Annotated in this window: 20 protein-coding genes; 11 read left to right on the plus strand and 9 right to left on the minus strand. The window is 67.3% G+C overall.

Going from position 1 to position 25,407, the window contains the following annotated elements; all coding sequences use genetic code 11:
- Nucleotides 1-102: 102 nt before the first annotated feature.
- Nucleotides 103-2,352 carry a TonB-dependent siderophore receptor gene (locus tag D5301_RS21720; RefSeq protein WP_153856863.1) on the plus strand — a complete coding sequence of 750 codons (2,250 nt, stop codon included), beginning with the start codon at nt 103-105 and terminating at the stop codon, nt 2,350-2,352.
- A 180-nt stretch (nt 2,353-2,532) separates the two neighbouring features.
- The gene (locus D5301_RS21725; RefSeq protein ID WP_107432646.1) at nt 2,533-3,513 is read left to right on the plus strand and encodes a cation diffusion facilitator family transporter; all 981 of its coding nucleotides are present in this window, start codon (nt 2,533-2,535) and stop codon (nt 3,511-3,513) included.
- 38 nt (nt 3,514-3,551) lie between these two features.
- Here the strand turns inward: D5301_RS21725 and nfi are convergent, their stop codons facing one another.
- Nucleotides 3,552-4,226 (minus strand): deoxyribonuclease V, encoded by a 675-nt coding sequence (nfi, locus tag D5301_RS21730; RefSeq protein ID WP_153856864.1) that lies wholly within the window; start codon nt 4,224-4,226, stop codon nt 3,552-3,554.
- 94 nt (nt 4,227-4,320) lie between these two features.
- Here nfi and gpmA point away from each other — a divergent pair, with 94 nt between their 5' ends.
- Together gpmA and D5301_RS21740 are read left to right on the plus strand one after the other, a co-directional pair.
- Nucleotides 4,321-5,070, plus strand: a complete 750-nt coding sequence (gpmA, locus tag D5301_RS21735; protein WP_004150217.1) for a 2,3-diphosphoglycerate-dependent phosphoglycerate mutase — start codon at nt 4,321-4,323, stop codon at nt 5,068-5,070.
- 208 nt (nt 5,071-5,278) lie between these two features.
- Entirely contained in the window at nt 5,279-7,372 is a 2,094-nt protein-coding gene (locus D5301_RS21740; protein WP_153856865.1) for a M13 family metallopeptidase, read from the plus strand.
- A 92-nt stretch (nt 7,373-7,464) separates the two neighbouring features.
- Here the strand turns inward: D5301_RS21740 and D5301_RS21745 are convergent, their stop codons facing one another.
- The 4 genes from D5301_RS21745 to rlmJ all read right to left on the minus strand — a co-directional run bounded on the left by D5301_RS21745 (nt 7,465) and on the right by rlmJ (nt 13,241).
- Entirely contained in the window at nt 7,465-8,082 is a 618-nt protein-coding gene (locus tag D5301_RS21745; protein WP_032127517.1) for an HD domain-containing phosphohydrolase, read from the minus strand.
- A gap of 46 nt (nt 8,083-8,128) precedes the next feature.
- Nucleotides 8,129-11,593, minus strand: a complete 3,465-nt coding sequence (gene mfd, locus D5301_RS21750) for a transcription-repair coupling factor (protein ID WP_153856866.1) — start codon at nt 11,591-11,593, stop codon at nt 8,129-8,131.
- Between the two features lie 149 nt (nt 11,594-11,742).
- On the minus strand, nt 11,743-12,288 hold the full coding sequence (locus D5301_RS21755) for a GNAT family N-acetyltransferase (RefSeq protein WP_004150340.1): 546 nt from the start codon (nt 12,286-12,288) through the stop codon (nt 11,743-11,745).
- 95 nt (nt 12,289-12,383) lie between these two features.
- Nucleotides 12,384-13,241 carry a 23S rRNA (adenine(2030)-N(6))-methyltransferase RlmJ gene (rlmJ, locus tag D5301_RS21760; protein ID WP_014036453.1) on the minus strand — a complete coding sequence of 286 codons (858 nt, stop codon included), beginning with the start codon at nt 13,239-13,241 and terminating at the stop codon, nt 12,384-12,386.
- A gap of 35 nt (nt 13,242-13,276) precedes the next feature.
- Here rlmJ and creB point away from each other — a divergent pair, with 35 nt between their 5' ends.
- The 7 genes from creB (at nt 13,277) to D5301_RS21795 (ending at nt 21,145) form a co-directional block, all read left to right on the plus strand.
- Complete coding sequence (gene creB, locus D5301_RS21765) at nt 13,277-14,002, plus strand: two-component system response regulator CreB (RefSeq protein ID WP_110711666.1); 726 nt, start codon at nt 13,277-13,279, stop codon at nt 14,000-14,002.
- 3 nt (nt 14,003-14,005) lie between these two features.
- Nucleotides 14,006-15,466 (plus strand): two-component system sensor histidine kinase CreC, encoded by a 1,461-nt coding sequence (gene creC, locus D5301_RS21770; RefSeq protein ID WP_153856867.1) that lies wholly within the window; start codon nt 14,006-14,008, stop codon nt 15,464-15,466.
- 81 nt (nt 15,467-15,547) lie between these two features.
- On the plus strand, nt 15,548-16,867 hold the full coding sequence (gene creD, locus D5301_RS21775) for a cell envelope integrity protein CreD (protein WP_094000229.1): 1,320 nt from the start codon (nt 15,548-15,550) through the stop codon (nt 16,865-16,867).
- 10 nt (nt 16,868-16,877) lie between these two features.
- Nucleotides 16,878-17,288, plus strand: coding sequence for a hypothetical protein (locus tag D5301_RS21780; RefSeq protein ID WP_071228476.1), 411 nt, complete (start codon nt 16,878-16,880; stop codon nt 17,286-17,288).
- 196 nt (nt 17,289-17,484) lie between these two features.
- The gene (locus D5301_RS21785) at nt 17,485-19,062 is read left to right on the plus strand and encodes a M20/M25/M40 family metallo-hydrolase (protein ID WP_121503870.1); all 1,578 of its coding nucleotides are present in this window, start codon (nt 17,485-17,487) and stop codon (nt 19,060-19,062) included.
- Nucleotides 19,063-19,215: 153 nt separating this feature from the next.
- Nucleotides 19,216-20,619: a glutamate--tRNA ligase gene (gene gltX / locus D5301_RS21790; protein WP_153856868.1), complete on the plus strand. Its 1,404-nt coding sequence runs from the start codon at nt 19,216-19,218 to the stop codon at nt 20,617-20,619.
- A 34-nt stretch (nt 20,620-20,653) separates the two neighbouring features.
- A complete protein-coding gene (locus tag D5301_RS21795) occupies nt 20,654-21,145 on the plus strand; it encodes a Fur family transcriptional regulator (protein WP_004150412.1) in 492 nt (163 codons plus the stop codon).
- 32 nt (nt 21,146-21,177) lie between these two features.
- On the opposite strand, the gene D5301_RS21800 is transcribed toward D5301_RS21795, so the two are convergent.
- From D5301_RS21800 to D5301_RS21815, 4 genes are all read right to left on the minus strand, one after another.
- Nucleotides 21,178-21,831, minus strand: a complete 654-nt coding sequence (locus tag D5301_RS21800; protein ID WP_153856869.1) for a hypothetical protein — start codon at nt 21,829-21,831, stop codon at nt 21,178-21,180.
- Between the two features lie 75 nt (nt 21,832-21,906).
- The gene (locus tag D5301_RS21805; protein ID WP_153856870.1) at nt 21,907-23,061 is read right to left on the minus strand and encodes an HlyD family secretion protein; all 1,155 of its coding nucleotides are present in this window, start codon (nt 23,059-23,061) and stop codon (nt 21,907-21,909) included.
- A 10-nt stretch (nt 23,062-23,071) separates the two neighbouring features.
- Nucleotides 23,072-24,745, minus strand: coding sequence for an MFS transporter (locus D5301_RS21810; protein ID WP_153856871.1), 1,674 nt, complete (start codon nt 24,743-24,745; stop codon nt 23,072-23,074).
- Nucleotides 24,745-25,311 (minus strand): TetR/AcrR family transcriptional regulator, encoded by a 567-nt coding sequence (locus D5301_RS21815; RefSeq protein WP_010483118.1) that lies wholly within the window; start codon nt 25,309-25,311, stop codon nt 24,745-24,747. The genes D5301_RS21810 and D5301_RS21815 overlap by 1 nt, the downstream gene beginning before the upstream one ends.
- Nucleotides 25,312-25,407 lie beyond the last annotated feature (96 nt).

Here is a 25,407-nt window from a genome sequence, read left to right on the forward strand (position 1 = left end):
AACGGGCTGCAGGTGCCTGCTGCAGGACTGCTCCGCCTCCCCCTCGTCGTTGCCTCAAGCCCTTTGCCAGAGGCCCCGTAGCCCTGCCAGAAGGTCCTGATCATGTCCCCTGCCGTTGTCCTTTCGCCGCGCCCGCTGGCGCTTGCCGTTGCCGCCCTGCTGGCCGGCAGCGCTCTGACCGCCCACGCCGAAACCGACGCCACCGATATCGACACGGTGCACGTCACCGCCTCGCAGATCGCGCGCCAGGCCCTGGGTACCTCGACCATCACCGCAGAGGACATCGCCAGGCGCCCGCCGGCCAACGACATCGCCGAGCTGCTGCGGACCATGCCCGGCGTCAACCTGACCGGCAACAGTGCCTCGGGCCAGTACGGCAACAACCGCCAGATCGATCTGCGTGGCATGGGCCCGGAAAACACCCTGATCCTGGTCGACGGCAAGCGCATCGGTGCGCGTGATGCCGTGCGCATGGGCCGCAGCGGTGAGCGCAATACCCGCGGCGATACCAACTGGGTGCCGGCGGAAATGATCGAGCGCATCGAAGTGCTGCGTGGCCCTGCAGCGGCACGTTATGGCTCGGGTGCTTCCGGTGGCGTGGTCAACATCATCACCAAGCGCCCGACCGGCGACCTGACCGGCGCGGTCGACCTGTATGGCCTGGTGCCCGAGCACAGCGCCGAAGGCGGCAGCGAGCGCGTTGGCCTGCAGCTGAGCGGTCCGATGACCGACACGTTGTCGTTCCGCCTGTACGGCAATCTCAACAAGACCGACGCGGACTCGCTGGAGCTCAACCGCCAGTACGCTACCACTCCCAACGCGGTGCCGCCGGCCGGTCGTGAGGGCGTCAAGAACCGCGATGTCAACGCGCTGCTGCGCTGGGACGTGACAGCCGATCAGGTGGTCGAATTCGAAGCCGGCACCAGCCGCCAGGGCAACATCTACGCCGGCGACCGCGCGGTCAGCACCACCGGCACGTCGACCGGGATCGATCTGGCCGCCCTGGCCGACGACAAGGCGGAGACCAACCGCATGTACCGCAACACCGGCGCGATCACCCATCGTGGCCGCTGGGGCGACGTGACCTCGCGGGTAACGGCTGCAGTGGAGGCGGTGAACAACTCACGCATCAACGAAGGCCTGGCCGGTGGCCCGGAGGGCAGCTTCAACGGCACCGACTGGTCGACCTCGCGCCTGCGCAACTACCAGCTGGACGGCGAAGTCAGTTTCCCGACCACGCTGGGTGGTGCCGAGAACATCTGGACGCTGGGCTTTGAATACCTGGACAGCCGCCTGACCGACCCGTACTCGATGAGCCAGTCCAGCAGCAGCGGCGGCGGCATCCCGGGGCTGTCGGCCGATCGCGCACGCGGCAAGTCCGACGCGCAGACCACCGCCGTGTTCGTGGAAGACAACATCTACCTGGGCGAGCGCTGGATCGTCACCCCGGGCCTGCGCTTCGACCACCACAGCCAGTTCGGCAACAACACCAGCCCCAGCCTCAACGCGCAGTTCCGCATCAACAGCGACTGGGTGGTGAAGGGCGGTATCGCCCGTGCATTCAAGGCGCCGAACCTGTACCAGTCGAATCCGGACTACCTGTACTACACCCGGGGCAATGGTTGCCCGAATGCACTGCCGAGCCTGGGCGCCGGCTGCTACATGCGCGGCAACTCGGACCTGAAGGCGGAAACCAGCCTGAACAAGGAACTGGGTATCGAGTGGGCACCGCAGAGCGGCTGGCAAGCGTCGTTGACCTACTTCCACAACGACTACAAGGACAAGATCCAGGCCGGGTACAACCAGATCGGGCTGACCGCCGACACCAAGGGTCGCATCTTCCGCTGGGAGAACGCACCCAAGGCGATCGTGCAGGGGCTGGAAGGCAACCTGGTGGTCCCGCTGCTGGGCGAGCAGGGCAACCGCCTGAAGTGGAGCAACAACTTCACCTACATGGTGGAGAACGAGAACAAGAGCACCGGCCAGCCGCTGTCGGTGATTCCGAAGTACACCGTCAACACGATGCTGGACTGGCAGGCCACCGACAAGCTGTCGGTGCTGCTGACCGGCACCTTCTACGGCAAGCAGAAGCCGGCCACCACCAACATCAACAATGATCCGCGCTGCACCGGCACCTGCGATCCGTCGATCGCGCTGCAGGACCGTGGTGCGTACAACATCTGGGGCGTGAGCGCGCGCTACAAGGTGACCGAGACGGTCAGCTTCGGTTTCGGCGTCAACAACCTGGCCGACAAGCGCCTGTTCCGCGAGGCCAACAGCAGCGATGCCGGCGCGGCGACCTACAACGAGCCGGGCCGCGCGTACTGGGCCAGCCTGCGCTTCGGGTTCTGACCGCAGGCGGACGTCGGTCCGCTGCGTCCGCCAGGCGTGGCCTGGCGTTGCCGGCCGCGCTCCGGTAGCGCCGGGCCATGCCCGGTGAGGGACCGCGTGGCCTGCAATGTTATAAACACCGTGATAGTTTCCCAACGCCCTCCGGCGTAGCCTGCCTCCCATCGCAAAGGAGCTGTTGCCATGGGCCACGACCACGATCACCTGCCATCCGAGATCCGCCACGAGAAACCCTTGTGGTGGGCGCTCGGCCTGACCTCCACCTTCCTCGTCGTCGAAGTGGTAGGCGCGTTCTGGACCAACAGCCTGGCGCTGCTGTCCGACGCGGCGCACATGGCTACCGACGCTTTAGCGCTGATGATCGCGCTGGTCGCGGTGCGGCTGAGCCGGCGCCCGCCGGACGCGCGCCGCACCTACGGCTATGCACGCCTGGAAGCGCTGGGCGCGATGATCAATGGCGCGATGCTGTTCGTGGTCGCCGGCTATATCCTGTGGGAGGCCATTGGACGTTTCCGCGAGCCGCAGGAGATTGCCTCGTCGGGCATGCTGGTGATTGCCGCGGCGGGCCTGGTCATCAACCTGATCTCGATGCGCCTGCTGCAGGCCGGCAGCGGCGAGAGCCTCAACGTGAAGGGTGCCTACCTGGAAGTGTGGGCAGACATGCTCGGCTCGGTGGCCGTGATTGCTGGCGCGCTGTTGATCAAGTGGACCGGCTGGAAGCCGATCGACCCGATCCTGGCGGTGCTGATCGGCCTGTGGGTACTGCCGCGCACCTATGTGCTGATGCGCGAAGCGATCAACGTGCTGCTGGAAGGCGTGCCCAAGGGCATGGACGTGGCCAAGGTGCGCGACAGCCTGTCCGGCCACGCTGCGGTACTGGACGTGCATGACCTGCATGTGTGGGCGCTGGCCTCCAGCACCCCGGCGCTGACCGCGCACATCGTGATGCGCGACGGCACCGATGCCGATGCGCTGCGTCGTGATCTGGGCGGGCGCCTGCACGATGACTTCGGCATCGAGCACGTGACACTGCAGATCGAAGCGGACCACTGCGGCGAAGCCTGTGGTGAGCCGGCGCCGGCCAAGGCCGGCGAGCACGAGGGCCATGAAGGCCATGACCACGGCGAGGACGCGCAGGGCCATCGCGGCCACGTGCATCGCTGATCGAGGATGGCGACCGCGCCGGGTGATGCCCGGTGCGGTCATTCGTCCCGTCGCGAGGCCAGCCGGTCTGCCAGCCGCGTCGGCTCCGGCAGCCGGTAACCGCGCAGCGTGCGCTGCACCCAGTCCAGCGCGGTATCCGCACTGACCCGATGGCCACCGGCCACGAACAGCGGCTTGCAGCGAATCTTGCTGCGCAGCACCCAACCCAGTTGCTCATCGCCGTCCAGCAGCGGCGTATGCGCACCGGCCTCGGCACCCGGTTCGACGAACCGGCCCACCAGTTTCGACTTGGCGACGCCGATGCTTGGCAGGTCGGTGACCACACCGAGGTGAGCGGCCACCCCCAGCCGGCGCGGGTGGCTGATGCCATGGCCATCGACGAACACCAGGTCCGGCGTGCGCGGCAGCAGCGCCAGCGCGGCCAGCAGTGCCGGCAGCTCGCGGAAGCTGAGCAGGCCGGGGATATAGGGCATCACAGTGGGGATGCGCGCGATCTCCTGCGCCACGGGCTGCAGCGTCTCTGCGTCCAGCAGTACCGCCGCGGCGCGGGTGATGGCGCCATCGTCCTCGAAGCCGACATCCAGCCCGGCCAGCCAGCGCACGTTGCGTGGCAGGCGGTCCTGGCGCTCCACGCGGCCGGCCAGCTGGAGCTGCTGCGCGCGTGCAGCGGCGACGCTGCCTTCCCAGCGCCCGGGGTCGATCACCGTATTCATTGGTCACAGCATCGCATGCGCGGTGCCACGGCCCGGTGAGCGGCGCCCGGGGCTACAATGGCGGCCTGCCTTTCCTCGCGTTGGAGACCCTGCAGTGACCCGTAAACTCGTACTGTTGCGCCATGGCCAGAGCCAGTGGAACCTGGACAACCGCTTCACCGGCTGGGTCGATGTCGACCTGACCGAGCAGGGGCGCCGGGAAGCGGCCGCTGCGGGTCGCCTGATGCGCGAGGAAGGCCTGCAGTTCGACGTCGCCCACACTTCCGTGCTCAAGCGCGCCATCCACACCCTGCAGGGTGCACTGGCCGAGCTGGAACAGGACTGGCTGCCGGTGAACAAGTCCTGGCGCCTCAACGAACGCCATTACGGCGGCCTGCAGGGCCTGGACAAGGCCGAGACCGCCGCCAAGCACGGCGAGGACCAGGTCAAGGTGTGGCGTCGTTCGTACGATATCCCGCCGCCGGCCATGGACCTGGAGGATCCGGGCCACCCGATCCATGACCGCCGCTACGCTGGCCTGGACCGCAACGCGCTGCCGGGCACCGAATCGCTGGCCACCACGCTGGACCGCGTGCTGCCGTACTGGCACGACGCCATCGCGCCGCAGCTGAAGGACGGCAAGACCGTGCTGGTCACCGCCCACGGCAATTCGCTGCGCGCGCTGTACAAGTACCTCAACAACGTCTCGCGCGAGGAAATCCTCGAGCTGAACATCCCGACCGGCATCCCGCTGCTGTTCGAACTGAACGACGACCTGACGGTGAAGTCGTTCCGCTACCTGGGCGACCCGGAAGCAGCGCGCAAGGCCGCTGAAGCCGTGGCCAACCAGGGCAAGGCGAAATAAAACAGAAGGCCGGCGCAAGCCGGCCTTCGCTTTTTGTAGAGTCGAGCCATGCTCGACTGCTGTTGGCCTCTTGCCGCAAGGACAATAAACCCGGAACGGAGAGCAGTCGAGCATGGCTCGACTCTACATAAGCGCGTCCTGTGACCTTTGGCCGGTCCCACCGCAGGCCTCCCCGGCTACCCTGTGAAATTACCCGCAGGAGAGCCTCATGAACGTCCGCAACCTGGTCCCGCTGGGCCTGACCATCGCCATCGCTGCCTCGCTGGCGGCCTGTGGCAAGAATGAAACCGCGCCGGCGGCCAGCGCCGACGCCAAGCCGGCCTTCGACCTGTCGCAGATCAAGACGCCGCTGATCTCGCTCAACAGCGCCGACCTGGATCCGGCCATTTCGGCCTGTACCGACCTCAATGGCTTCGTCAACAGCAAGTGGCTGAAGGCCAACCCGGTGCCGGGCGACCAGACCACCTGGGGCAGCTTCGAGATCCTGCGCGAGCGCTCGTTGGAAGTGCAGCACGCACTGGTGCAGCAGGCCGCGGCCAGCCAGGCCAAGGCCGGCTCGGTGGAAGCCAAGATCGGCGACATCTGGAAGACCGGCAACGATGAAGCCAAGATCGAAGCCGCCGGCCTGGCGCCGCTGCAGCCGCAGCTGGACAAGATCACCGCGCTGAACGATACCGCCGCCATCACCCAGTACCTGCGCGACAGCCAGGCCGAGGGCAAGGGCGTGCTGTTCTCGCTGTTCGCCAATGCCGACTACAAGGATTCGGCCAACGTCATCGCCTATGTCGGCCAGGGCGGCCTGGGCCTGCCGGAGAAGGGCTACTACTTCGATGACGCGCAGGCCAAGATCCGCGACGCCTACGTGGCCTACATCGCGCAGGTGCTGACGCTGTCCGGCGTGGACGCGGCGCAGGCTGCCGAGCAGGCCAAGGCCGTGATGGCCTTCGAAACCCGTCTGGCCAAGGCCTCGATGTCGCGCATCGAAATGCGTGACCCGGCCAAGCGCTACAACCCGCTCAGCGCGGCTGACGCCGATAAGCTGACCCCGAACTTCAGCTGGACCGCGCTGTTCGACACCCTGAAGGTGCCGGCCGCGCAGAAGTTCTCGCTGGCGCAGCCGGGCTTCTTCGGTGAAATGGACAAGATGCTCGCCGATGTGCCGGCCAGCACCTGGCAGGCCTACCTGCGCTTCCACACCATCGACGACGCCTCGCCGTACCTGAGCAGCCAGTTCGAGAAGGCCAACTTCGAGTTCTATGGCAAGACCCTGCGCGGCCAGCAGGAAATGCAGCCGCGCTGGAAGCGCGTGCTGGAGTCGGTCAACGGTGGCATGGGTGAAGCCCTGGGCCAGCTGTACGTTGACGCCGTGTTCCCGGCCGAATCCAAGGTGGCCATGCAGCACCTGGTGGAGAACCTCTCGGTGGCGCTGAAGGCGCGCCTGGAGCAGCTGCCGTGGATGGGCGAAGAAACCAAGAAGAAGGCGCTGGAAAAGTGGGCCAGCTTCACCCCGAAGATCGGTTACCCGGACAAGTGGCGCGAGTGGACCGGCCTGCAGACCAACGGTGACAGCTACCTGGGCAACATGCAGGCGGCACGTGCGTTCAATTACCGCTACATGCTGGACAAGATCGGCAAGCCGGTGGACAAGACCGAGTGGGGCATGACCCCGCAGACCGTCAACGCGTACTACAACGCCACCAAGAACGAGATCGTGTTCCCGGCGGCGATCCTGCAGGCGCCGTTCTTCGACGCCAAGGCCGATCCGGCGCTGAACTACGGCGGCATCGGTGCGGTCATCGGCCACGAGATGATGCACGGCTACGATGACTCGGGCAGCCAGTTTGCCGCCAACGGCAACTTCGACAACTGGTGGACCGACGCCGACCGCAAGGCCTTCACCGAACGTACCGACCAGCTGGTCGCGCAGTTCGATGGCTATGAATCGGTGCCAGGCGTGTTCGTGAAGGGCAAGCTGACCCTGGGTGAGAACATCGGCGACCTGGGCGGCCTGACCGTGGCCTACGACGCGCTGCAGATGGCGCTGAAGGAAGATCCGAAGGCGAATGTCGAAGTCGATGGTCACAGCCAGGACCAGCGCTTCTTCATGAACTGGGCCACCGTGTGGCGCCGCAACTTCACCGACGGTGAGCTGCGCGTCCGCTTGAACACCGACCCGCACGCGCCGGCCAACTTCCGTGCCAACGGTGCGCCGTCGAACATGCCGTCGTATGCCGCTGCGTTCCAGTGCAAGGCCGGCGACGCGATGGTGCGTGCCGACGACAAGCGCGTAGTGATCTGGTAATCGATCATCCGTGATGCGTGAAGCGAAAGGCCCGGCGAACGCCGGGCCTTTCGTCTGTCCGCTCGGAGGCGCCGGGACGTGCCCGGCGGATCTCAGGCCAGCGCAGGCTCCTGCGCCAGCATGCGATGGAAGCGCTGCAGCACATAGGGATCGATCAGGCCGCCGGACTGCTCGTCGATGATGCGCAACGCGGTCTCGCGTTCCATCGCTGCGCGGTAGGGGCGCACGCTGGTCATGGCATCGTAGGCATCAGCAACGGTGACGATGCGTGAGCCCAGCGGAATGCTCTCGCCACGCAGGCCGTCGGGATAGCCGCTGCCATCGAAGGCTTCGTGATGGGCGCGGATCAGTCGCGCGACCGGTGCTGCATCGCTGCGGCCGGTGGCCAGGAAGATGTGTTCGCCGCGCACCGGATGCTCGCGCATGATCGCGCGTTCCTCGTCGGTATGCCGACGCGGTGTCAGCAGTACATCGTCGGGGATGCCGATCTTGCCGATGTCATGGAAGCGCGCGGCCAGGCCGATCTGCGAGCAGGCATCGTCATCGAGATCGCAGTGCGTGGCCAGGCGCTGCGCGAGCAGTCCGACGCGGTCGCAGTGGTGGCGGGTGTAGGCGTCGCGCATCTGCAGCGACATCGAGAGGGCATCGATCAGGCAGGCCTGCGCGTGCAGCAGGTCGGGGGCGGGTACGGCGTCAGGAAACATGGTCATCCGCCCGCACCGGGTGGGGACCGGTGCGGGGTGTTCGGGGGGGCGATCAACCCGGGGCGAGGGTGGTCAGAAGGGCGCGGGCCGCATTGAAGCGGTCTTCCGGCAACGGCAGCGGGTGCTTGATGCGCAGCTTGTCAGGCCCTTCCATGGCGTAGAGATTGGGTTGTTTCTGGATCAGCTGGATCACCGCCATCGGGTCGATGTTCGGCTTGGACTCGAACACGATGCGGCCACCGTTCTCGCCCAGGTCCAGCTTGCGGATGCCCAGCGTATTGGCCTTCAGCTTCAGCTCGGCGATGGCGAACAGGTGCTTGGCCGCATCCGGCAGCAGGCCGAAGCGGTCGATCATCTCCACCTGCAGTTCGCGCAGCGCATCACTGTCGCGCGCGCTGGAAATGCGCTTGTACAGGGTCAGGCGGGTGTGCACGTCCGGCAGGTAGTCTTCCGGAATCAGCGCCGGCACATGCAGCTCGACCTCGGCACCGCGCACTTCCTCGCCGGCATCCAGGTCGGGCAGTTTGCCCTGCTTGATGCTGCGCACCGCGCGCTCCAGCAGCTCGGTGTAGAGGCTGAAGCCGACCTCGGCCATCTGCCCGCTCTGGTCCTCGCCCAGCAGTTCACCGGCACCGCGGATTTCCAGATCGTGCGTGGCCAGGGTGAAGCCGGCACCGAGCTCGTCCATCGACGCGATCGCTTCCAGGCGCTTTTCCGCATCCGGGGTGATCGAGCGGCGGTCGGGCGCCACCAGGTAGGCGTAGGCGCGGTGGTGCGAACGACCGACGCGGCCACGCAGCTGGTGCAGCTGGGCCAGGCCGAAGCGATCGGCGCGGTTGATGATGATGGTATTGGCGTTGGGGATGTCGATGCCCGATTCGATGATCGTGGTCGACAGCAGTACGTTGAAGCGCTGCTTCTGGAAATCAAGCATCACCTTTTCCAGCTCGCGCTCCGGCATCTGCCCGTGGGCGATGCCGATGCGCGCCTCCGGCACCAGCTCGGACAGCTCGCGCTGCATGCGGCCGATGCTTTCCACGTCGTTGTGCAGGAAGTACAGCTGGCCACCACGCGCCAGCTCGCGCTGGAAGGCTTCGCGCAGCAGCGCATTGTCCCACTGGGTGATGAAGGTCTGCACCGCCAGCCGGTTCGGCGGCGGCGTGGCGATGATCGACAGGTCGCGCAGGCCGGCCATGGCCATGTTCAGCGTGCGCGGGATCGGCGTGGCGGTCAGGGTCAGCAGGTGCACGTTGGCGCGCAGCGCCTTCAGCGCTTCCTTCTGGCGCACGCCGAAGCGCTGTTCCTCGTCGACGATGACCATGCCCAGGTCCTTGAACTTCACGTCCGGCTGCAGCAGGCGATGGGTACCGACGATGACGTCGATGGTGCCGGCGGCGACCTTTTCCAGCTCGGCCTTGATTTCCTTGGTGGTCTTGAAGCGCGACAGCACCTCGACCTTCAGCGGGTAATCGGCGAAGCGATCGCGGAAGTTGCGGTAATGCTGTTCGGCCAGCAGCGTGGTCGGCACCAGCACGGCCACCTGCTTGCCGGCACTGGCGGCGGCGAATGCCGCACGCACCGCCACCTCGGTCTTGCCGAAGCCTACGTCGCCGCAGACCACGCGGTCCATCGGCTGGCTGCTGGCCAGGTCGCGCAGGGTGGCGTCGATCGCGGCCAGCTGGTCCGGGGTTTCCTCGAACGGGAAACCGGCCGCGAACGGTTCGTACATCGCGCGGTCTACCTGCAGCGCCAGGCCAGCACGGGCCTGACGGCGGGCTTGGATCTCCAGCAGCTCTGCAGCCACGTCGCGCACCTTCTCAGCGGCCTTGCGCTTGGCCTTGCTCCACTGTTCGCCGCCCAGCGAATGCAGCGGCGCGGTTTCCGCCGAAGCACCGGAGTAGCGGCTGATCAGGTGCAGCTGGGCGACCGGCACATACAGGCGGTCGCCCTTGGCATATTCGATTTCCAGGAACTCGCCGGGCATGCCGCCGACGTCCATCGCAATCAGGCCGCGGTAGCGACCGACGCCATGGTCCTCGTGCACGATCGGCGCACCCTCGGTCAGTTCACCGAGGTCGCGGATGATCGCTTCCGGCTCGCGGCCGGCACGGCGCGTGCGGCGGGTGCTGCCGGCGCGCTCGGGGAACAGCTGGCGCTCGGTCAGCACCGCGATGCGCGGATCGTCCAGTGCGAAGCCATCCTCCAGCGGCGCCACCGCGATCGCGAAGCGCGCATCGTCGGCGAGGAAGCTGGGCAGGTCGGCCACCACCGGCGGCTTCAGCTCGGCGGCCTGCAACACTTCCAGCAGCGCCTCGCGACGCCCGGGCGAATCGGCGGCAATCAGCACCCGGCCCGGATAATGGCCGAGGAAGGATTTCAGCGCGTCGCCAGCGGGGGCCTCGCGCGCGGCCACCGGCAGCGGCGGCAGCGGCTGGTCGCCCAACGCATGGGCATCGGCGATGCGCGCGTGGTCAGCCGACCACACTTCGATGCGCGGGGCATCGTTCAGACGCTCGCGCAGCAGCTCCGGCGACAGGTACAGCGCCGACGGCGGCAGCAGCGGCCGTTCCACATCGTGGCGGCGCTGTTCATAGCGCTCGCCGGTCTGCGCCCAGAACGCCTCGGCGGCTTCGCCGGCCCCGGCGCAGACCACCGGCAGGCTGCCGTCGGGCAGGTAGTCGAACAGGGTCGCGGTGCGTTCGAAGAACAGCGGCAGGTAGTACTCGACGCCGGCCGGGGCCAGCCCGGACTTCAGATCCTGGTACAGCGCGCTGCGCCGGGTATCGACATCGAAGCGTTCGCGCAGCGTGGCCAGCACGCGGGCGATGCTGGCATCGTCCATCGGCACTTCGCGGCCGGGCAGCATGTGCACCGACTCGACCTTGTCCAGCGAGCGCTGGCTTTCCGGGTCGAACGCACGAATCGAATCAATGTCCTCGTCCAGCAGTTCCACCCGCAGCGGCTCGTCGGCGCCCATCGGGAACACGTCGAGCAGGCCACCACGCACGGCGAAATCGCCCGGGTCCATCACCTGCGGCACGTTGCGGTAGCCGGCGCTTTCCAGACGGCGCTTCTCGGCTTCCAGGTCCAGGCGCTGGCCGACCTTCAGGTCGAAACTGCCACCGATCACGTAGCTGCGCGGGGCCAGCTGCTGCAGCAGGGTCTGCACCGGCACGATCACCAGGCCGCGCTTCAGCGTGGGCAGGCGGTGCAGGGCGGACAGGCGCTGCGAAATGATGTCCGGATGCGGGCTGAAGCGGTCGTAGGGCAGGGTTTCCCAGTCCGGGAAGGCCACCACCGGCAGGGCCGGATCGCCGCCGAGCAGGGTCTGCAGGTCGGCTTCGAGCTGGTTGGCACCGTGGTTGTCACGGGCGATCACCAGCAGCGGGGCGTCGTGCGCACGCGCGGCCTGGGCCAGATACCAGGCCAGGGCGGTCGGCGATGCGGGGGCGCGCCACCAGGCGCGGAGCTGGCCGGCGCGCGGCAGCGGCGGGGCGGGGTATGAGGTACGCGACATGGACCCCGGATTTTAGCAGAAGCCCGATCGAAGCCCGGTGAGTCGTGCCGGCCGCTGGCCGGCCGCCTCATGTGCCGTTGGGGTAGCGCAATGCCGGCCAGCGGCCGGCACTACCGGGAGGCATCGCCGGGCAGAGCCCGGCGCATCCGTCAGTTGTCCAGCTCCAGCACCATCCGCACCAGGCCTTCGGCACCGGTCGGGTGCGGCACCGGCTTGAAGCCCAGCGAGGCGGCCAGCTGCTTCATCGGCTCGTTCTCGGCGGCAACGTCGCCGTACAGACGGTCCAGGTACTTGCCGCGGCCCCACTTCACCAGCTTGCGCATCAGCTGCCGGCCCAGGCCCTGGCCAATGAGGAAGCGGCTGATCAGGATCGCGTACTCGGCTTCACGGGTACCGGGGATGATCGAGGCCCGGGCGACCGCGCCGACCACCGCCTCACCGGCGGGCAGGGATTCGGCAGCGACCAGGGTGATCTCGGTCTTGGGATTCGGGTGGGTCAGGCGCTGGGTGGTTTCCGGCGACAGCTCGGTCACCGCCTGCAGGAAACGATCACGGATTTCTTCCGGCCCGAACAGGCTGAACGCCGCTTGCAGCGGTGCGCCATCTTCCGGGCGGATGGGGCGGATCAGCAGCTCGTGGCCGCTGGGAGCCTTGAAGATCTCATGCCAGGGCGGCATGCGGTTGCGAGTGGCCATACCGGGTGATTCCTTGGTGGTCCATCGATTGTGGCATCACCGGGGCTGCATTCCGTGAACGAAAGGCTCACGGCGGTACAGCCTCGTGAAGGCCGTTATTCGGGTGCTTTGAGCCAATCCAGGCGGGTGCTGGCCCCGGGTTCACCCAGGTGCTGGCGCAGCGCCGGCAGGGCCGGGCCGACCACCCGGTCGAACTGCCAGGGCGGGTTGAGCAGCAGCATGCCGCTGCCGTTGAGGCGCAGCGGTGAGTCGTCCGGGCGCACCAGGAACTCGATCGTCATCGCCGATTTCACCGGCAGGGCGGTGGCCTTGCGCAGGAAATGCAGGATGGTGCGGCGCTGCTTGATCGGGAACCAGACGGCACACGTGGCCTGCGGCCAGCGCGCCAGGGTCTCGCCCAGCGCGGCCAGGACCGCCTGGTATTCGGCGTCCTGGGCCTCGTAGGGCGGGTCGATCAGCACCAGGCCACGGCCGATCTTGCTGCCGTTGAACTTCGGCGGCAGCAGCGAACGCAGCAGCGCATAGCCATCGCCCGCCCGCACGTCGACGCGGCTGTCATGGGCGAACAGGGCCTTCAGCGTGGCCGTTTCGGCTTCCTGCAGCTCACAGACCGCCATGCGGTCCTGCGCACGCATCGCCTGCGCGCTCAACAGCGGCGAGCCGGGGTAGTTGGTCAGCGCGCCGACCGGATTGTCGGCCTGCACCGCCTTCAGGTAGCGCTCGACCACCTCGGGCAGCTTGGGCTGGGCCATCAAGCGCATGATCCCGGACTCGGCCTCCAGGGTCTTGCGGCTCTCTTCGCTGGCCAGCAGGTAGCGGCCGGCACCGCCGTGGGTGTCGAGCACGAAGAACGGGCTGTCCTTGCGCTTGAAGCTGTCGATCAGGGCCAGCTGCACGATGTGCTTGAGCACATCGGCGTGGTTGCCGGCATGGAAGGCGTGGCGATAGTTCATGGGCGGCAGTGTACGGGGCGGCGGCCGCAGCGGCTATGCTGCGCGCCATGACAGCTCCTGTTGCCCATGTCCTGGTGGTCGAGGACGAAGCCGCCATCGCCGAAACCGTGCTCTATGCGCTGCGCAGCGAGGGCTATGCCGCCAGTCACTGCCTGTTGGGCGGTGAGGCCCTGCAGCGGCTGCAGGCCGGCGATATCGATGTGCTGGTGCTGGACGTGGGCCTGCCCGATCTCGGCGGCTTCGAGGTCTGCCGGCGGCTGCGTGCACAGCCGGGGCCGGCGGCGCAGCTGCCGGTGATCTTCCTGACCGCGCGCAACGACGAAGTGGACCGCGTGCTCGGCCTGGAGCTGGGCGCCGACGACTACATGACCAAGCCGTTCTCGCCGCGCGAGCTGGTGGCACGGGTGCGTGCACGCCTGCGCCGTGCGGCGCCGGTCGTCGCAGCGCCCAGCGCCGATGCGGGCTGGCAGGAACATGGCGCGTTCGCCATCGACCGCGAAGGCCGGCGCATCCGCTTCCGCGGACAGGCGCTGGACCTCACCCGCTACGAGTACGCACTGCTGGAAGCATTGCTGCAGCGCCCGGGTGCCATCCTCAGCCGCGCGCAGTTGATGGACCGGGGCTGGGACAGCAGTGCCGACAGTGCTGACCGCACCGTCGACACCCATGTAAAGACGCTGCGCGCCAAGCTGCGAGCGGCGGGGGCCAGCGACGATCCTATCCGCACCCACCGTGGCCTCGGCTACGCGCTGGAGGTCTAGCCGATGCGCCTGGTGCTGAAGCTGTTCCTCGGCTTCTTCCTGATCACCGGCATCGCGGCCTTCTTCGTGATGCGCGTGTTCGTCAACGAAGTGAAGCCGGGTGTGCGCCAGGCGATGGAATCGACCCTGGTCGACGCGGCCAACGTGCTGGCCGAGATGGCCGCCGCCGACGTCAAGGACGGCACCATCCGCAGCGGCAGCTTCACCCGCAACCTGGCCAAGGCACGGCAGCGCGACCTGAAGGCGATGGTCTGGCGTTTTCCCAAGCGCTCGCTGGATTACCGGGTGACCATCACCGATGCCAAGGGCATCGTCATCTACGACTCGCTGGGCCGTGACCTGGGGCGCGACAATTCGCGCTGGAACGATGTCTACCGCACCCTGCGTGGCGAGTACGGTGCCCGTTCCAGCCCCGAGATTCCGGGCGAGGACGGCGATACGGTGATGCATGTGGCGGCGCCGGTGTACGACCCGGCCGACGGCCGCACGCTGATCGGCGTGCTCAGCCTGGCCCAGCCGAACCGCAGCATCGATCCGTTCATCGCCGCCAGCCAGCGCGCCATCATCGAGCGCGGTGCGTGGCTGATCGGGCTGTCGGCGCTGGTCGGCGTGCTGGTGACGATGTGGCTGACCACCGGCCTCGGCCAGCTCAGCCGCTATGCACGCGCGGTCAGCGCGGGCGAACCGGTGCCACCACCACGGCGCCGCCGCGATGAGATCGGCGATCTCGGCCAGGCGCTGGAAACGATGCGCCAGAAGCTCGAAGGCAAGGCCTACGTCGAGCAGTACGTGCAGTCGCTGACGCACGAGATGAAGAGTCCGCTGGCGGCGATCCGCGGTGCCGCCGAACTGCTGCAGGAGCCATTGCCGGAGGCCGATCGCGTGCATTTCGCCCGCAGCATCGTCGACCAGCAGGAGCGGCTGACCGAGACCATCGACAAGCTGCTGGCGCTGGCCGAAGTGGAACAGCACGGCTGGCTGCAGACGCGTGACCCGATCGCGCTGCCGGCATTGCTGGCCGATGCGGCGGCGGCCGCGCAGGTGCGCGCGCAGGCGGCCGGCGTGCAGGTCCGCATCGGCAGCGTGCCCGACCTGCGGGTGCAGGGCGACGCCTACCTGCTGCGGCAGGCACTGCACAACCTGATCGACAACGCGATTGCCTTCTCGCCGGCCGGCGCGGAGATCGCGCTGCAGGCCGAGGTGGACGGGCAGGGCGTGCGCCTGCAGGTGGCCGACCGTGGCGCCGGCATTCCCGACTACGCGCGTGAGCGGGTGTTCGAGCGCTTCTATTCGCTGGCCCGCCCCGGCAGCGGGCGGCGCAGCTCCGGCCTGGGCCTGCCGTTCGTGCAGGAGGTCGCGCGCCTGCATGATGGGCGCGCCAGCGTGGATATCCGCGAGGGCGGCGGCACCGTGGCCAGCCTGTGGCTGCCTTTGGGTGTGCCAGGCCAGCGCCCGCGCCGCTGACTTCACACTCGCTTCAAATTCGCCACAAACCCTGCTCACCGCGGCGGTCCATCCTGCAGCCCTCTCCAACGAGGATGGACCATGAAATCCCTGAAGATGCTGCTGCGGTTCGCCATTGTCGGCGGGCTGATCCTGCTGCTGCTGGTGCCGCTGACCATGATCCGCGGGGTCATCAACGAACGCAGCGCGTACCGCGACGAGGCCTTCTCGCGGGTGGCCGACAGCCGCGCCGGTGCACAGCAGCTGGTGGGCCCGGTGCGGGTGGTGCCGTGGGTGGAACGCAAGCAGGTTGAACTGGTCGACCCGCTGGGCGTCAAGAAGACCGAGGTGCAGGTCACCGAGGGGCACTGGCTGCAGATGCCAGCGTCGCTGGAGGTGGGCGGCGAGATGCTGCCGAGCCAGCGTGAGGTCGGCCTGTTCAAGGTGCCGGTATACAGCTGGAACGGCCAGATGAAGGCGACGTTCGCTGCAGACGACTATCCGGTGAAGGCCGGCCGCAGCTACGGCCAGCCGTATGTGGCGGTGGGCATTTCCGATGTGCGTGGCCTGGTCGGTACGCCGAACCTGCGCGTGGATGGCAAGCAACTGCGCCTGCTGCCGGGGGTTGGTGCGGCCAGCGAGGTGGGCCGCGGTCTGCATGCACCGGTGGCCGGATTCGCCGAAGACCATGGCGGCACGCTGGCTGCCAGCACCGTCGAACTCGAGCTGCGCCTGGATGGCAGCCGCATGCTGTCGGTGGTGCCGGTGGGCGATGACACCAAGATCGCACTGCGTTCGAGCTGGCCGCATCCGTCATTCAGCGGTGCGTTCCTGCCCAACGAGCGTCGCGTCGACGCACAGGGCTTCGATGCGCGCTGGGCGGTGTCTTCGCTGGCCTCCGATGCACAGCGACAGCTGCGCAATGATGGTGCGGTCGAGTCGCAGGCGGTGACGGTGTCGCTGGTTGATCCGGTCGATGCCTACACCCAGGCCGACCGTGCCTCGAAATACGGCGTGCTGTTCGTGCTGCTCACCTTCGTCGGCTTCATCCTGTTCGAGCTGATCAGGTCGCTGCGCATCCACCCGCTGCAGTACCTCATGGTGGGCCTGGCGCTGGCGATCTTCTTCCTGCTGCTGATCAGCCTGTCCGAGCACATCGCGTTCTGGAAGGCCTATCTGGTCTCGGCGGTGGCCTGTATCGGCCTGCAGGCGGTGTACCTGGCCAACGTGCTGGGCCACTGGAAGCGCGGCCTCGGCTTCGCTGCGCTGCTGACCGTGTTGTATGGCGCGCTGTATGGCCTGCTGGTGTCGGAGAACAACGCGCTGCTGATGGGTTCGCTGCTGCTGTTCGTGATCCTGGCGCTGGCGATGTGGGTGACCCGCCGGGTGGACTGGTACGCGCTCGGCGCGGACCTGAAGTAAGGAGTACGCCATGGGCTGGCGCCAGGGATTGCGGCAACGGGCACGGCAGGGCATTCCGGCCCTGCTGGAAGTGGATGCACTGCTGCAGGCACATGGCGTGCTGGCGGCCCTGCCCGGGGCACGGATCGCCCCCGGTCTGGTCCGCTTCCAGCTGGCAGCGGTGACCTGCGAGGGATTGCAGGGCCAGGGACTGGCCTGGCTGCACGGCGCGCGGCAGGGACGCGGCGCGCTGGCTGGCCGGGTGCCGCGCTACCGGCCATGGAAGGCCGGGGCGGAGGCGCTGGCCGAGATCGGCATCGGCGGCCTGCCCGAGGACTGGCCCGCGCATGCGGCGGTGTACGGCTGCAGCAGCATCGACCGGCGGCACTGGTTGCTGCTGCTGCCGGAACGGGCGCAGTTGTGGCTGGGATGGAGTGGATGAGGTGGCGTGGCAGGTGCGAACCAACCACTCTCCTGTGGCTGCGAACCAACCACCTCTCCTGTGGGTGCGAACCTTGGTTCGCACGCTTCCGCGCTGTCCATGACCGATGGGACGGTATCGGCGCGCCCCTGCTGGCTAGACTCGATGGGTTGATGATCGAGCCGAAGGGCAGGGGTGCGATGTGTTGAAGTGGGGCATGCTGGCCGCAGCGCTGGCGATGGGTGGCAATGCAGGCGCGCAGCAGCGCGAGCCGGTGGACCTGGACATGGTCAGCCGCATCCGCCAGGAGGCCTTCCACCGTTCGCAGGTGATGGACACTTTCAGCTACCTCACCGAACGCATCGGCCCGCGACTGACCAACTCGCCGGCGATGGGCCGCGCCAATGCCTGGACCCGCGGCAAGTTCAACGAATGGAAGCTGGACAACGTCCACGACGAAGCCTTCGACGACTTCGGGCGCGGCTGGGAGTTCACCTCGGCCAGCGTGGAGATGCTGGGGGACCGTGTACAGCCGCTGCATGCACTGCCGAAGGCGTGGACGCCGGGCACCAAGGGACCGGTTGAAGGCGAACTGGTGCAGGTCGAGATCAAGAAGCCCGAGGACATCGAGAAGTACCGCGGCAAGCTGCGCGGCAAGATCCTGCTGCTGGGCGAGGCGCGCGAGTACAAGCGCGGCACCGAGGCGGATTCGCACCGCCACGACGCCACCTCGCTGGAGGGCCTGCAGGAGTTCACCCTGCCCAAGGACAAGGACGCCACCGCCGAGCGTGCCAAGCGGGTCAAGGAATACCAGGAACGCCAGCAGCTGGCGACCAAGGTCAATGCGTTCTTCGTGGAAGAAGGCGCGCTGGCCTCGATCAGCATCAGCAGCTGGGACAACGGCATCATCCGCGTTGCCGGTGGCGGCTCGCGCAAGGCCGGTGAATCGGTGGGCATCCCCGAACTGGCGATGATCAGCGAACACTTCAATCCGCTGGTGCGCGCGCTGGAGGCCAAGCAGACCGTGCGCCTGCGCGTGGATGTGGCCGCGCGCTTCACCGACGAGGCCGACCAGCCGGGTTACAACACGCTGGCCGAGATCCGTGGCAGCAGCAGGCCCGATGAAGTGGTGATGATCGGCGCGCACCTGGATTCCTGGCACAGTGGTACCGGTGCGGCCGACAACGCGGCCGGCGTGGCGGTGATGATGGAAGCGATGCGCATCCTCAAGGCCACCGGCGCCAAGCCCAAGCGCACCATCCGGGTGGCGCTGTGGAGCGGCGAGGAGCAGGGCCTGATCGGCTCGCAGGCCTATGTGGCCAAGCACTTCGGCCGTTTCCCGGAACCCACCGACCCGGCGCAGAAGGCGCTGCCAGCCTCGCTGCGCGAGCCGACCGGCGCGCTGCAGAAGACCCGCGACTACGGCAAGTTCCAGGTCTACTTCAACATGGACAACGGCTCTGGCCGCTTCCGTGGCATCTATGCACAGGAAAACCTGGCGGCGATGCCGATCTTCGAAGCCTGGCTGGCCCCGTTCCATGACGTCGGCGCCACCACCGTGGCCACCCGCAACACCGGCAGCACCGACCACATCAGCTTCGACCGCATCGGCCTGCCGGGCTTCCAGTTCATCCAGGACCGGCTGGACTACTTCACCAATGTCCACCACAGTCACCTGGACACCTGGGACCACGCCGAACCGGAAGACCTGAAGCAGGCCGCAGCCATCGTCGCCTCGTTCGCCTACAACGCCGCGATGCGCGAGCAGTCCTTCCCGCGCAAGGTAGAACCGTAAAAGGGGACGGAGGGGATTAAGTCGTTTCTCCCCTCCGTTTCCCGGTTGCAGGCCCAGCGACTGGGCAATCGCGACTTAATCCCCTCCGTCCCCTTTTTCCGTCGGGGGCGGCGGGCTGGTAAAATCGGGGGATTCCCGTTCCTCGAGCCGTCCATGACCTGCCGCACCCGCTTCGCCCCCAGCCCCACCGGTTATCTGCACATCGGCGGTGCCCGCACCGCGCTGTACTGCTGGCTGGAGGCCCGCCACCGTGGCGGCGAGTTCGTGCTGCGCATCGAGGACACAGACCGTGAACGCAGCACCCAGGGCGCGATCGACGCGATCCTGGAGGCGATGGAGTGGCTGGGCCTGGACTATGACGAAGGCCCGATCTACCAGACCGACCGCGTCGCCCGTTACCTGGAAGTGGCCGAGCAGCTGGTGGCGGACGGCAAGGCGTACTACGCCTATGAGACCCGCGAAGAGCTGGACGCGATGCGCGAGGCCGCCATGGCCAAGCAGGAGAAGCCGCGCTACAACGGCGCTGCACGCGAACTGGGCCTGCCGCGCAAGGACGACCCGAACCGCGTCATCCGCTTCAAGAACCCGCTGCAAGGCACGGTGGTGTTCGACGACCTGATCAAGGGCCGCATCGAGATCGCCAACAGCGAGCTGGATGACATGGTCATCTTCCGCCCGGACGGCTACCCCACCTACAACTTCGCGGTGGTGGTGGACGACTGGGACATGGGCATCACCGAGGTCATCCGCGGCGACGACCACATCAACAACACCCCGCGCCAGATCAACCTGTACGAAGGCATCGGCGCGCCGGTGCCGAAGTTCGGCCACATGCCGATGATCCTCGACGAGCAGGGCGCCAAGCTGTCCAAGCGCACCGGTGCGGCCGACGTGATGCAGTACAAGGACGCCGGCTACCTGCCCGATGCGCTGCTGAGCTACCTGGCCCGCCTGGGCTGGTCGCACGGCGACCAGGAGCTGTTCAGCCGCCAGGAGCTGATCGACCTGTTCGACGTGAAGGACTGCAACTCCAAGGCCTCGCGCCTGGACATGGCCAAGCTGGGCTGGGTCAACCAGCACTTCCTGAAGACCGAGGATGTGGCCGCGATCGTGCCGCACCTGGTCTACCAGCTGCAGAAGCTGGGCCTGGACGTGGCCGCCGGCCCCGCCCCGGAGGACGTGGTGGTCGCCCTGCGTGAACGCGTGCAGACCCTGAAGGAAATGGCCGAGAAGGCGGTGGTCTGGTACCAGCCGCTGACCGAGTACGACGAAGCGGCGGTGGCCAAGCACTTCAAGGCCGGTGCCGAGGTGGCGCTGGGCAAGGCCCGCGAGCTGCTGGCAGCGTTGCCGGAGTGGACCGCCGAATCGGTGGGCGTCGCCCTGCACGACGCGGCCGCCGCGCTGGAGATCGGCATGGGCAAGGTCGCCCAGCCGCTGCGCGTGGCCATCACCGGTACCCAGGTCAGTCCTGACATTTCCCATACCGTGTACCTGGCCGGCCGCGAGCAGGCCTTGAAACGCATTGATGTGGCCATCACCAAGGTAGCAACGGCCTGAGGCATCCTTGCCAGGCCCGAACCGGAGAACACGCATGCCCGCCAAGACCGCCACTGCCTGTACCGCCCCGCACCACCACGTCCACGACGCGTCGGATTTCGTGGCGGTGGTCGAGCGTGTCTCGCGCGAACGCGGGCTGCGCCTGACCCCGATCCGCGCCAATGTACTGAAGCTGATCGCCGAGGCCGGCAAGCCGGTCAAGGCCTACGAGCTGCTGGAATGGGTGCGCAACGGCAAGGGCGTGGGCGCTGATGCCCCGCCCACCGTGTACCGCGCGCTGGATTTCCTGATGGCCAATGGCTTTGTGCACAAGCTGGAATCGGTCAATGCCTTCGTGGCCTGCCACCATCCCAGCAGTGCCGCGCACTCGGTGCCGTTCCTGATCTGCAACAGCTGCCACAGTGCTGTGGAGCTGGAAGACCGCGAGATCGTCACCCAGCTGGAGAAGCGCGCCAAGGAGCTGGGCTTCCAGCCGCAGGCGCAGACCCTGGAAGTGCACGGCCTCTGCGCGCGCTGCGCGGGCTGAGTCGCGGCGCATACCCGGACTGAGCCGCACGCTCAGTCCCGGGCGGCGTGCTCTTTCAGACGTTTCAGGACGCTGCGCTGTGCGTCGACCAGTACAGGGTCGTCCACCCGCAACTGCTCGACCCAGGCGAGCGCTGGTACCGGGTCGGCATGGCGCACGAAATACAGTGCCTGCGCCAGGAAATGCACATTGGGCACCCTGGCGTCCCAGATGAGCTTGGCGATACGCAGCATCGACGCCTGCATGCCGGGTGTAACCTCAACGCCGGTCTTCCCCGAAAGCGCAGTATTGAGGCAGTAAATCGCCTGGCAGGGCAGATCACGCGGTGTGCCCGCACGCGACCAGTCAGCGCGTTCGGCAAAGTCCAGCAGGACGGCAATGGCTGCGGGGCCACTCACATCGGCCAGTGTGCCGAGCGCGAACACTGCCAGCTGGGGGTCACCCAGCATATCGCGCAGGCCTTCAACGCCCTGGCGTCCCCAGGCGGTACAGGCCTTGGCCCAGCCGCCGAACGGTACGACCCGGCTACCATCGCCCAGCAGGCCATCATCCGGCCAACCGTGCAGTATCCGCAGCCGCTCAATCTCCTCGCCACCTTCGGCGCCGTGCTCCTGCACGAAGGCGATCAGATCTTCCGCTTCCAGCATGTCCTTGGCCGCCCGCCTGGCCAGTGTCGTGAATTTCATCGTCTTCCAGCGATCCTGATCCAGATCCGCAACGGTAGCGGATCAATGGGGTGAAGGCAGTCAGCAGCCTGCACCCTAGTCCATCGGCTTGGACCGGGTATCCACCCGGACGATCACCGACATGCCGGGCCGCAGCTGCGCGGCCAGCGTCTGACCTTCATTGATCGATATCCGCACCGGCAGCCGCTGCACCACCTTGGTGAAGTTGCCGCTGGCGTTGTCCGGGCGCAGCACGCTGAACTCCGAACCTGTGGCGGGTGCGATCTCCTGCACGCGGCCGCGCAGCACCTGGCCCTGGAACGCGTCCACCGAGAACGTGGCCGGCTGACCGATCGCCATGCCCCAGGTCTGGCCTTCCTTGTAGTTGGCCACCACCCATAGCGTGTCAGGCACCAGGAACAGCAGCTGCGAACCGGCGGCGACGTACTGGCCCACGCGCACGCTGGCTTCGCTGATCTGGCCGTCGCGCGGTGCGTGGATCACCGTGTTGGCCAGGTCGATGCGCGCCAGTTCCAGTTGTGCCTGTGCACTTTCCACCTGGGCCTCCAGGCTCTTGCGCGCCACCTGGGTCGACACCAGCGTTTCCTCGGCGATGCGGATCTGCGCCTGCGACTGCTGCACGCTGGCCTGTGCCGAGGCCTGGGTGGTGCGGAACTTGTCGCGGTCGTTGACCGACACCAGTTGCTGCGCGGCCAGTTCCTCGTAGCGCTTCAGCTCGTTGCGCGAGCGTTGCAGCTCCGCCTGGCCGGCCGACAATGTGGCGTGTGCGGAGGCGATCTGCGCACGGTTCTGCGCCTGCGACTGGTCCGAGTTGGCCAGTGCCGCACGTGCGCTGTCCAGCGTCGCCTGCGCCTGGGCGACACGCTGCGTGTAAATGCGGTCATCGATGCGCAGCAGCGGCTCGCCCTCCCTCACGTGCTGGAAGTCCTTCACCAGCACTTCGGTCACGTAGCCGTTCACCTGTGGCGCCATCACCGTGATCTGCCCGCGCACATAGGCGTTGTCGGTCACCATCACGCTGCTGGTGAACGGCCACAGGTGCCAGGCGCGCAGGATCAGCGCAATGCCCAGCAAGGCCACCACCACCATCACCACCACGCTGCGCGCGCTGGGCTTGAGGTACTTCGGCGCGACCGCAGGTTCTACCGGCGTGGGCGCGGGCGCCGCGTCGGTCGGTGGCGGAGGGGTCACGTTGTCGGTGTCGTCGGGTCGGGGCGGGACGGGAGGCATGGAGGAGGACTCAGCGGGGCGCGGCCGGCGTGACCGCAGCGGGGGAAGTGGGGTGGCGCTTGCGCCATTGCTTGAGCACGGCGGTGCGCAGCGACAGCAGCAGCAACCAGCACAGGAAGCCGATCGCCAGCCATCCGCTCAGCGTGAACACGTCATTGAAGCCTCGCACATTGGCTTCGCGGCGCGTGGTCTGCGCCAGCTGCGCGCTGCCCTGCGCGCTGCGCAGCACCGGGTCGGTGATCTGTGCGCTGTACAGCTGCTGCTGGATGCGCAGGCGCTGCGCCACCACCGGGTCGGCCGGGTCGAGCTGGCTGGTCAATGCACTGGAGTACAGCTGCTCGCGGTGCAGCTGGAAGGTGCCCAGCACCGCCGAGCCGGCCAGGCCACCCAGCGTCTGTGTGATCGACAGCGTCACCAGGAAGGTGATCATGTGGTCCACGCCCTGTTTCAGCGCGGCGGAAATGCCGAGCATGATCAACGGGCCCATGAACATGCCGGCACCCACCGAGGCCAGGAACTGGCTGACGTAGAAGTCGTGCGGCCGATCCATGCTGGTGCGGTGCTGATCGAAGAAGGCGGCAGCGCCGAGCAGCAGGATCGCCATCAGCAGCTGCGCGATCAGCCGCTTCGGGCCGAAGGTCAGCGAGGCACCGGCGATGCCGGTGACCACGCCCGCGAGGATCACTACGAACAGCGGGCGCATCTGGTCCGGGCCCATGCCCAGCGTGCGCATCAGGTTGACCACGCCATAGGACTGCTCGGTGGTCAGGAAGCGGATCAGGAACGCGCCGACGATGAAGTGCAGCACCGGCAGCTTCGACAGCCAGCGGATCTGCAGCAGTGGATTGCGCCGGTAGTGTTCGATGATGAAGGCAGTGGTGGAGAGCACGATCGAGGCGACCAGCGCCCAGCCCAGCCATGGCGTGTTGAGCCACCAGCGGGTGTAGCCCTGCGCCAGCACGATCACCAGCAGTGCGACGGCCGGTGCAAGCAGGGCGAACGTGAGGAAGTCCAGCGGTTCGAACGCCTTCACCTGGATGCCGGGCGGCAGCTTCAGCACCACCACTGCCGCGAACGCGCACAGTGCCAGCCCGGCTTCGAATGAGTAGAGCTGGTGCCATTGGCCGGTATCGACCAGGCCTGGTGAAACGATCCAGGCGATCGGCACCGCCAGCTGCGAAAGGCCGACGCCAACCACCAGCAGATTGCCGGTAAAGCGGCGCGGCAGCGCCTGCAGCATGTAGAGCGTGCCCAGTGTCGAACAGGCCGCACCCGCGAAGCCGCTGGCGGCGCGGGTCAGCATCGTGGTCTCGAAGCTGCCGACGAACAGGTGCAGTACCGCCAGCGCCGCGTACAGGCCCAGCCCGATCTCGGCGAACAGGCGGATGCCGTACTGCTGGCGGAACTTGAAGGCCAGCAGGTTGGCCGTGACGTTGACCATTGCATAGGCCGCCACCAGCCAGCTGCCCTGGGTCGGGGTCAGTGCCAGCTGGCCCTGCAGGAAGGGCAGGTTGGCGGTGACCAGCGCATTGCCGAGGCCACCGGTGATCGCCACCAGCAGCGACACCAGTGCATAGGCCACGCGTCGATACGGTGGGTGCCAGGGCATCGACGCCGAACCGGGCATGGTCGGCTTCTCGTGCTCCTCCCAATCCGGAACCGGCTTCAGATACGGCTGGACCATCAGCGGGCCTCGCTGGTTGCTCCCTGGAGACCCCCGCGCAGCAGCTGCAGGGCACGCCCGGCCAGGTGGGCGCGCTCGTCGCGGGTCTTGCCGCGCAGGGCCGCGCCCAGCATGCCCGAGATCAGTGAAATATCCGTCTTCTCCAGGTCGGCACGGCACAGGCCGGCGGCCTTGGCACGGGCGATCGGTGCTTCCAGCAGATCGCGCACGGTCTCGCGCGCGGTGCGCATGGCCGGCACGTCCGAATCGACTGCACGCCAGTAATCGGCCAGTGCCGGCGAATCGATGATGCGCTGGGCCATACCCTCGAACACTTCGAACAGGGCATCGTCGCGGTCGCCTAGCTGCTCGACCTGGCGCCGGATACGGTCGACCGTACGTTGCAGCAGGGCCTGGATCAGCGCGGTGCGGTCGGGGAAGTTGCGGTACAGGGTGGCGCGGCCCACCTGGGCGCGTTCGACCACCAGGTCCAGCGGGGCGGTGACACCATGTTGGCCGAACACGTGATCGGCGGCATCGAGGATGAGGGCACGGCGGGCAGCAGCATCGGCACGTTGGGCAGTCATGGAATTATTTTCGGACAAAAGTGTCCGATTGGCGAGACTTTGAGTGACGGGATTGTCCGCTTGTTGTGGTACGCACATCTTTGTGACGGGTGTGTG

This window comes from Stenotrophomonas sp. MH181796 (genome assembly GCF_009659995.1).
Classification (GTDB): Bacteria; Pseudomonadota; Gammaproteobacteria; order Xanthomonadales; family Xanthomonadaceae; genus Stenotrophomonas; species Stenotrophomonas riyadhensis.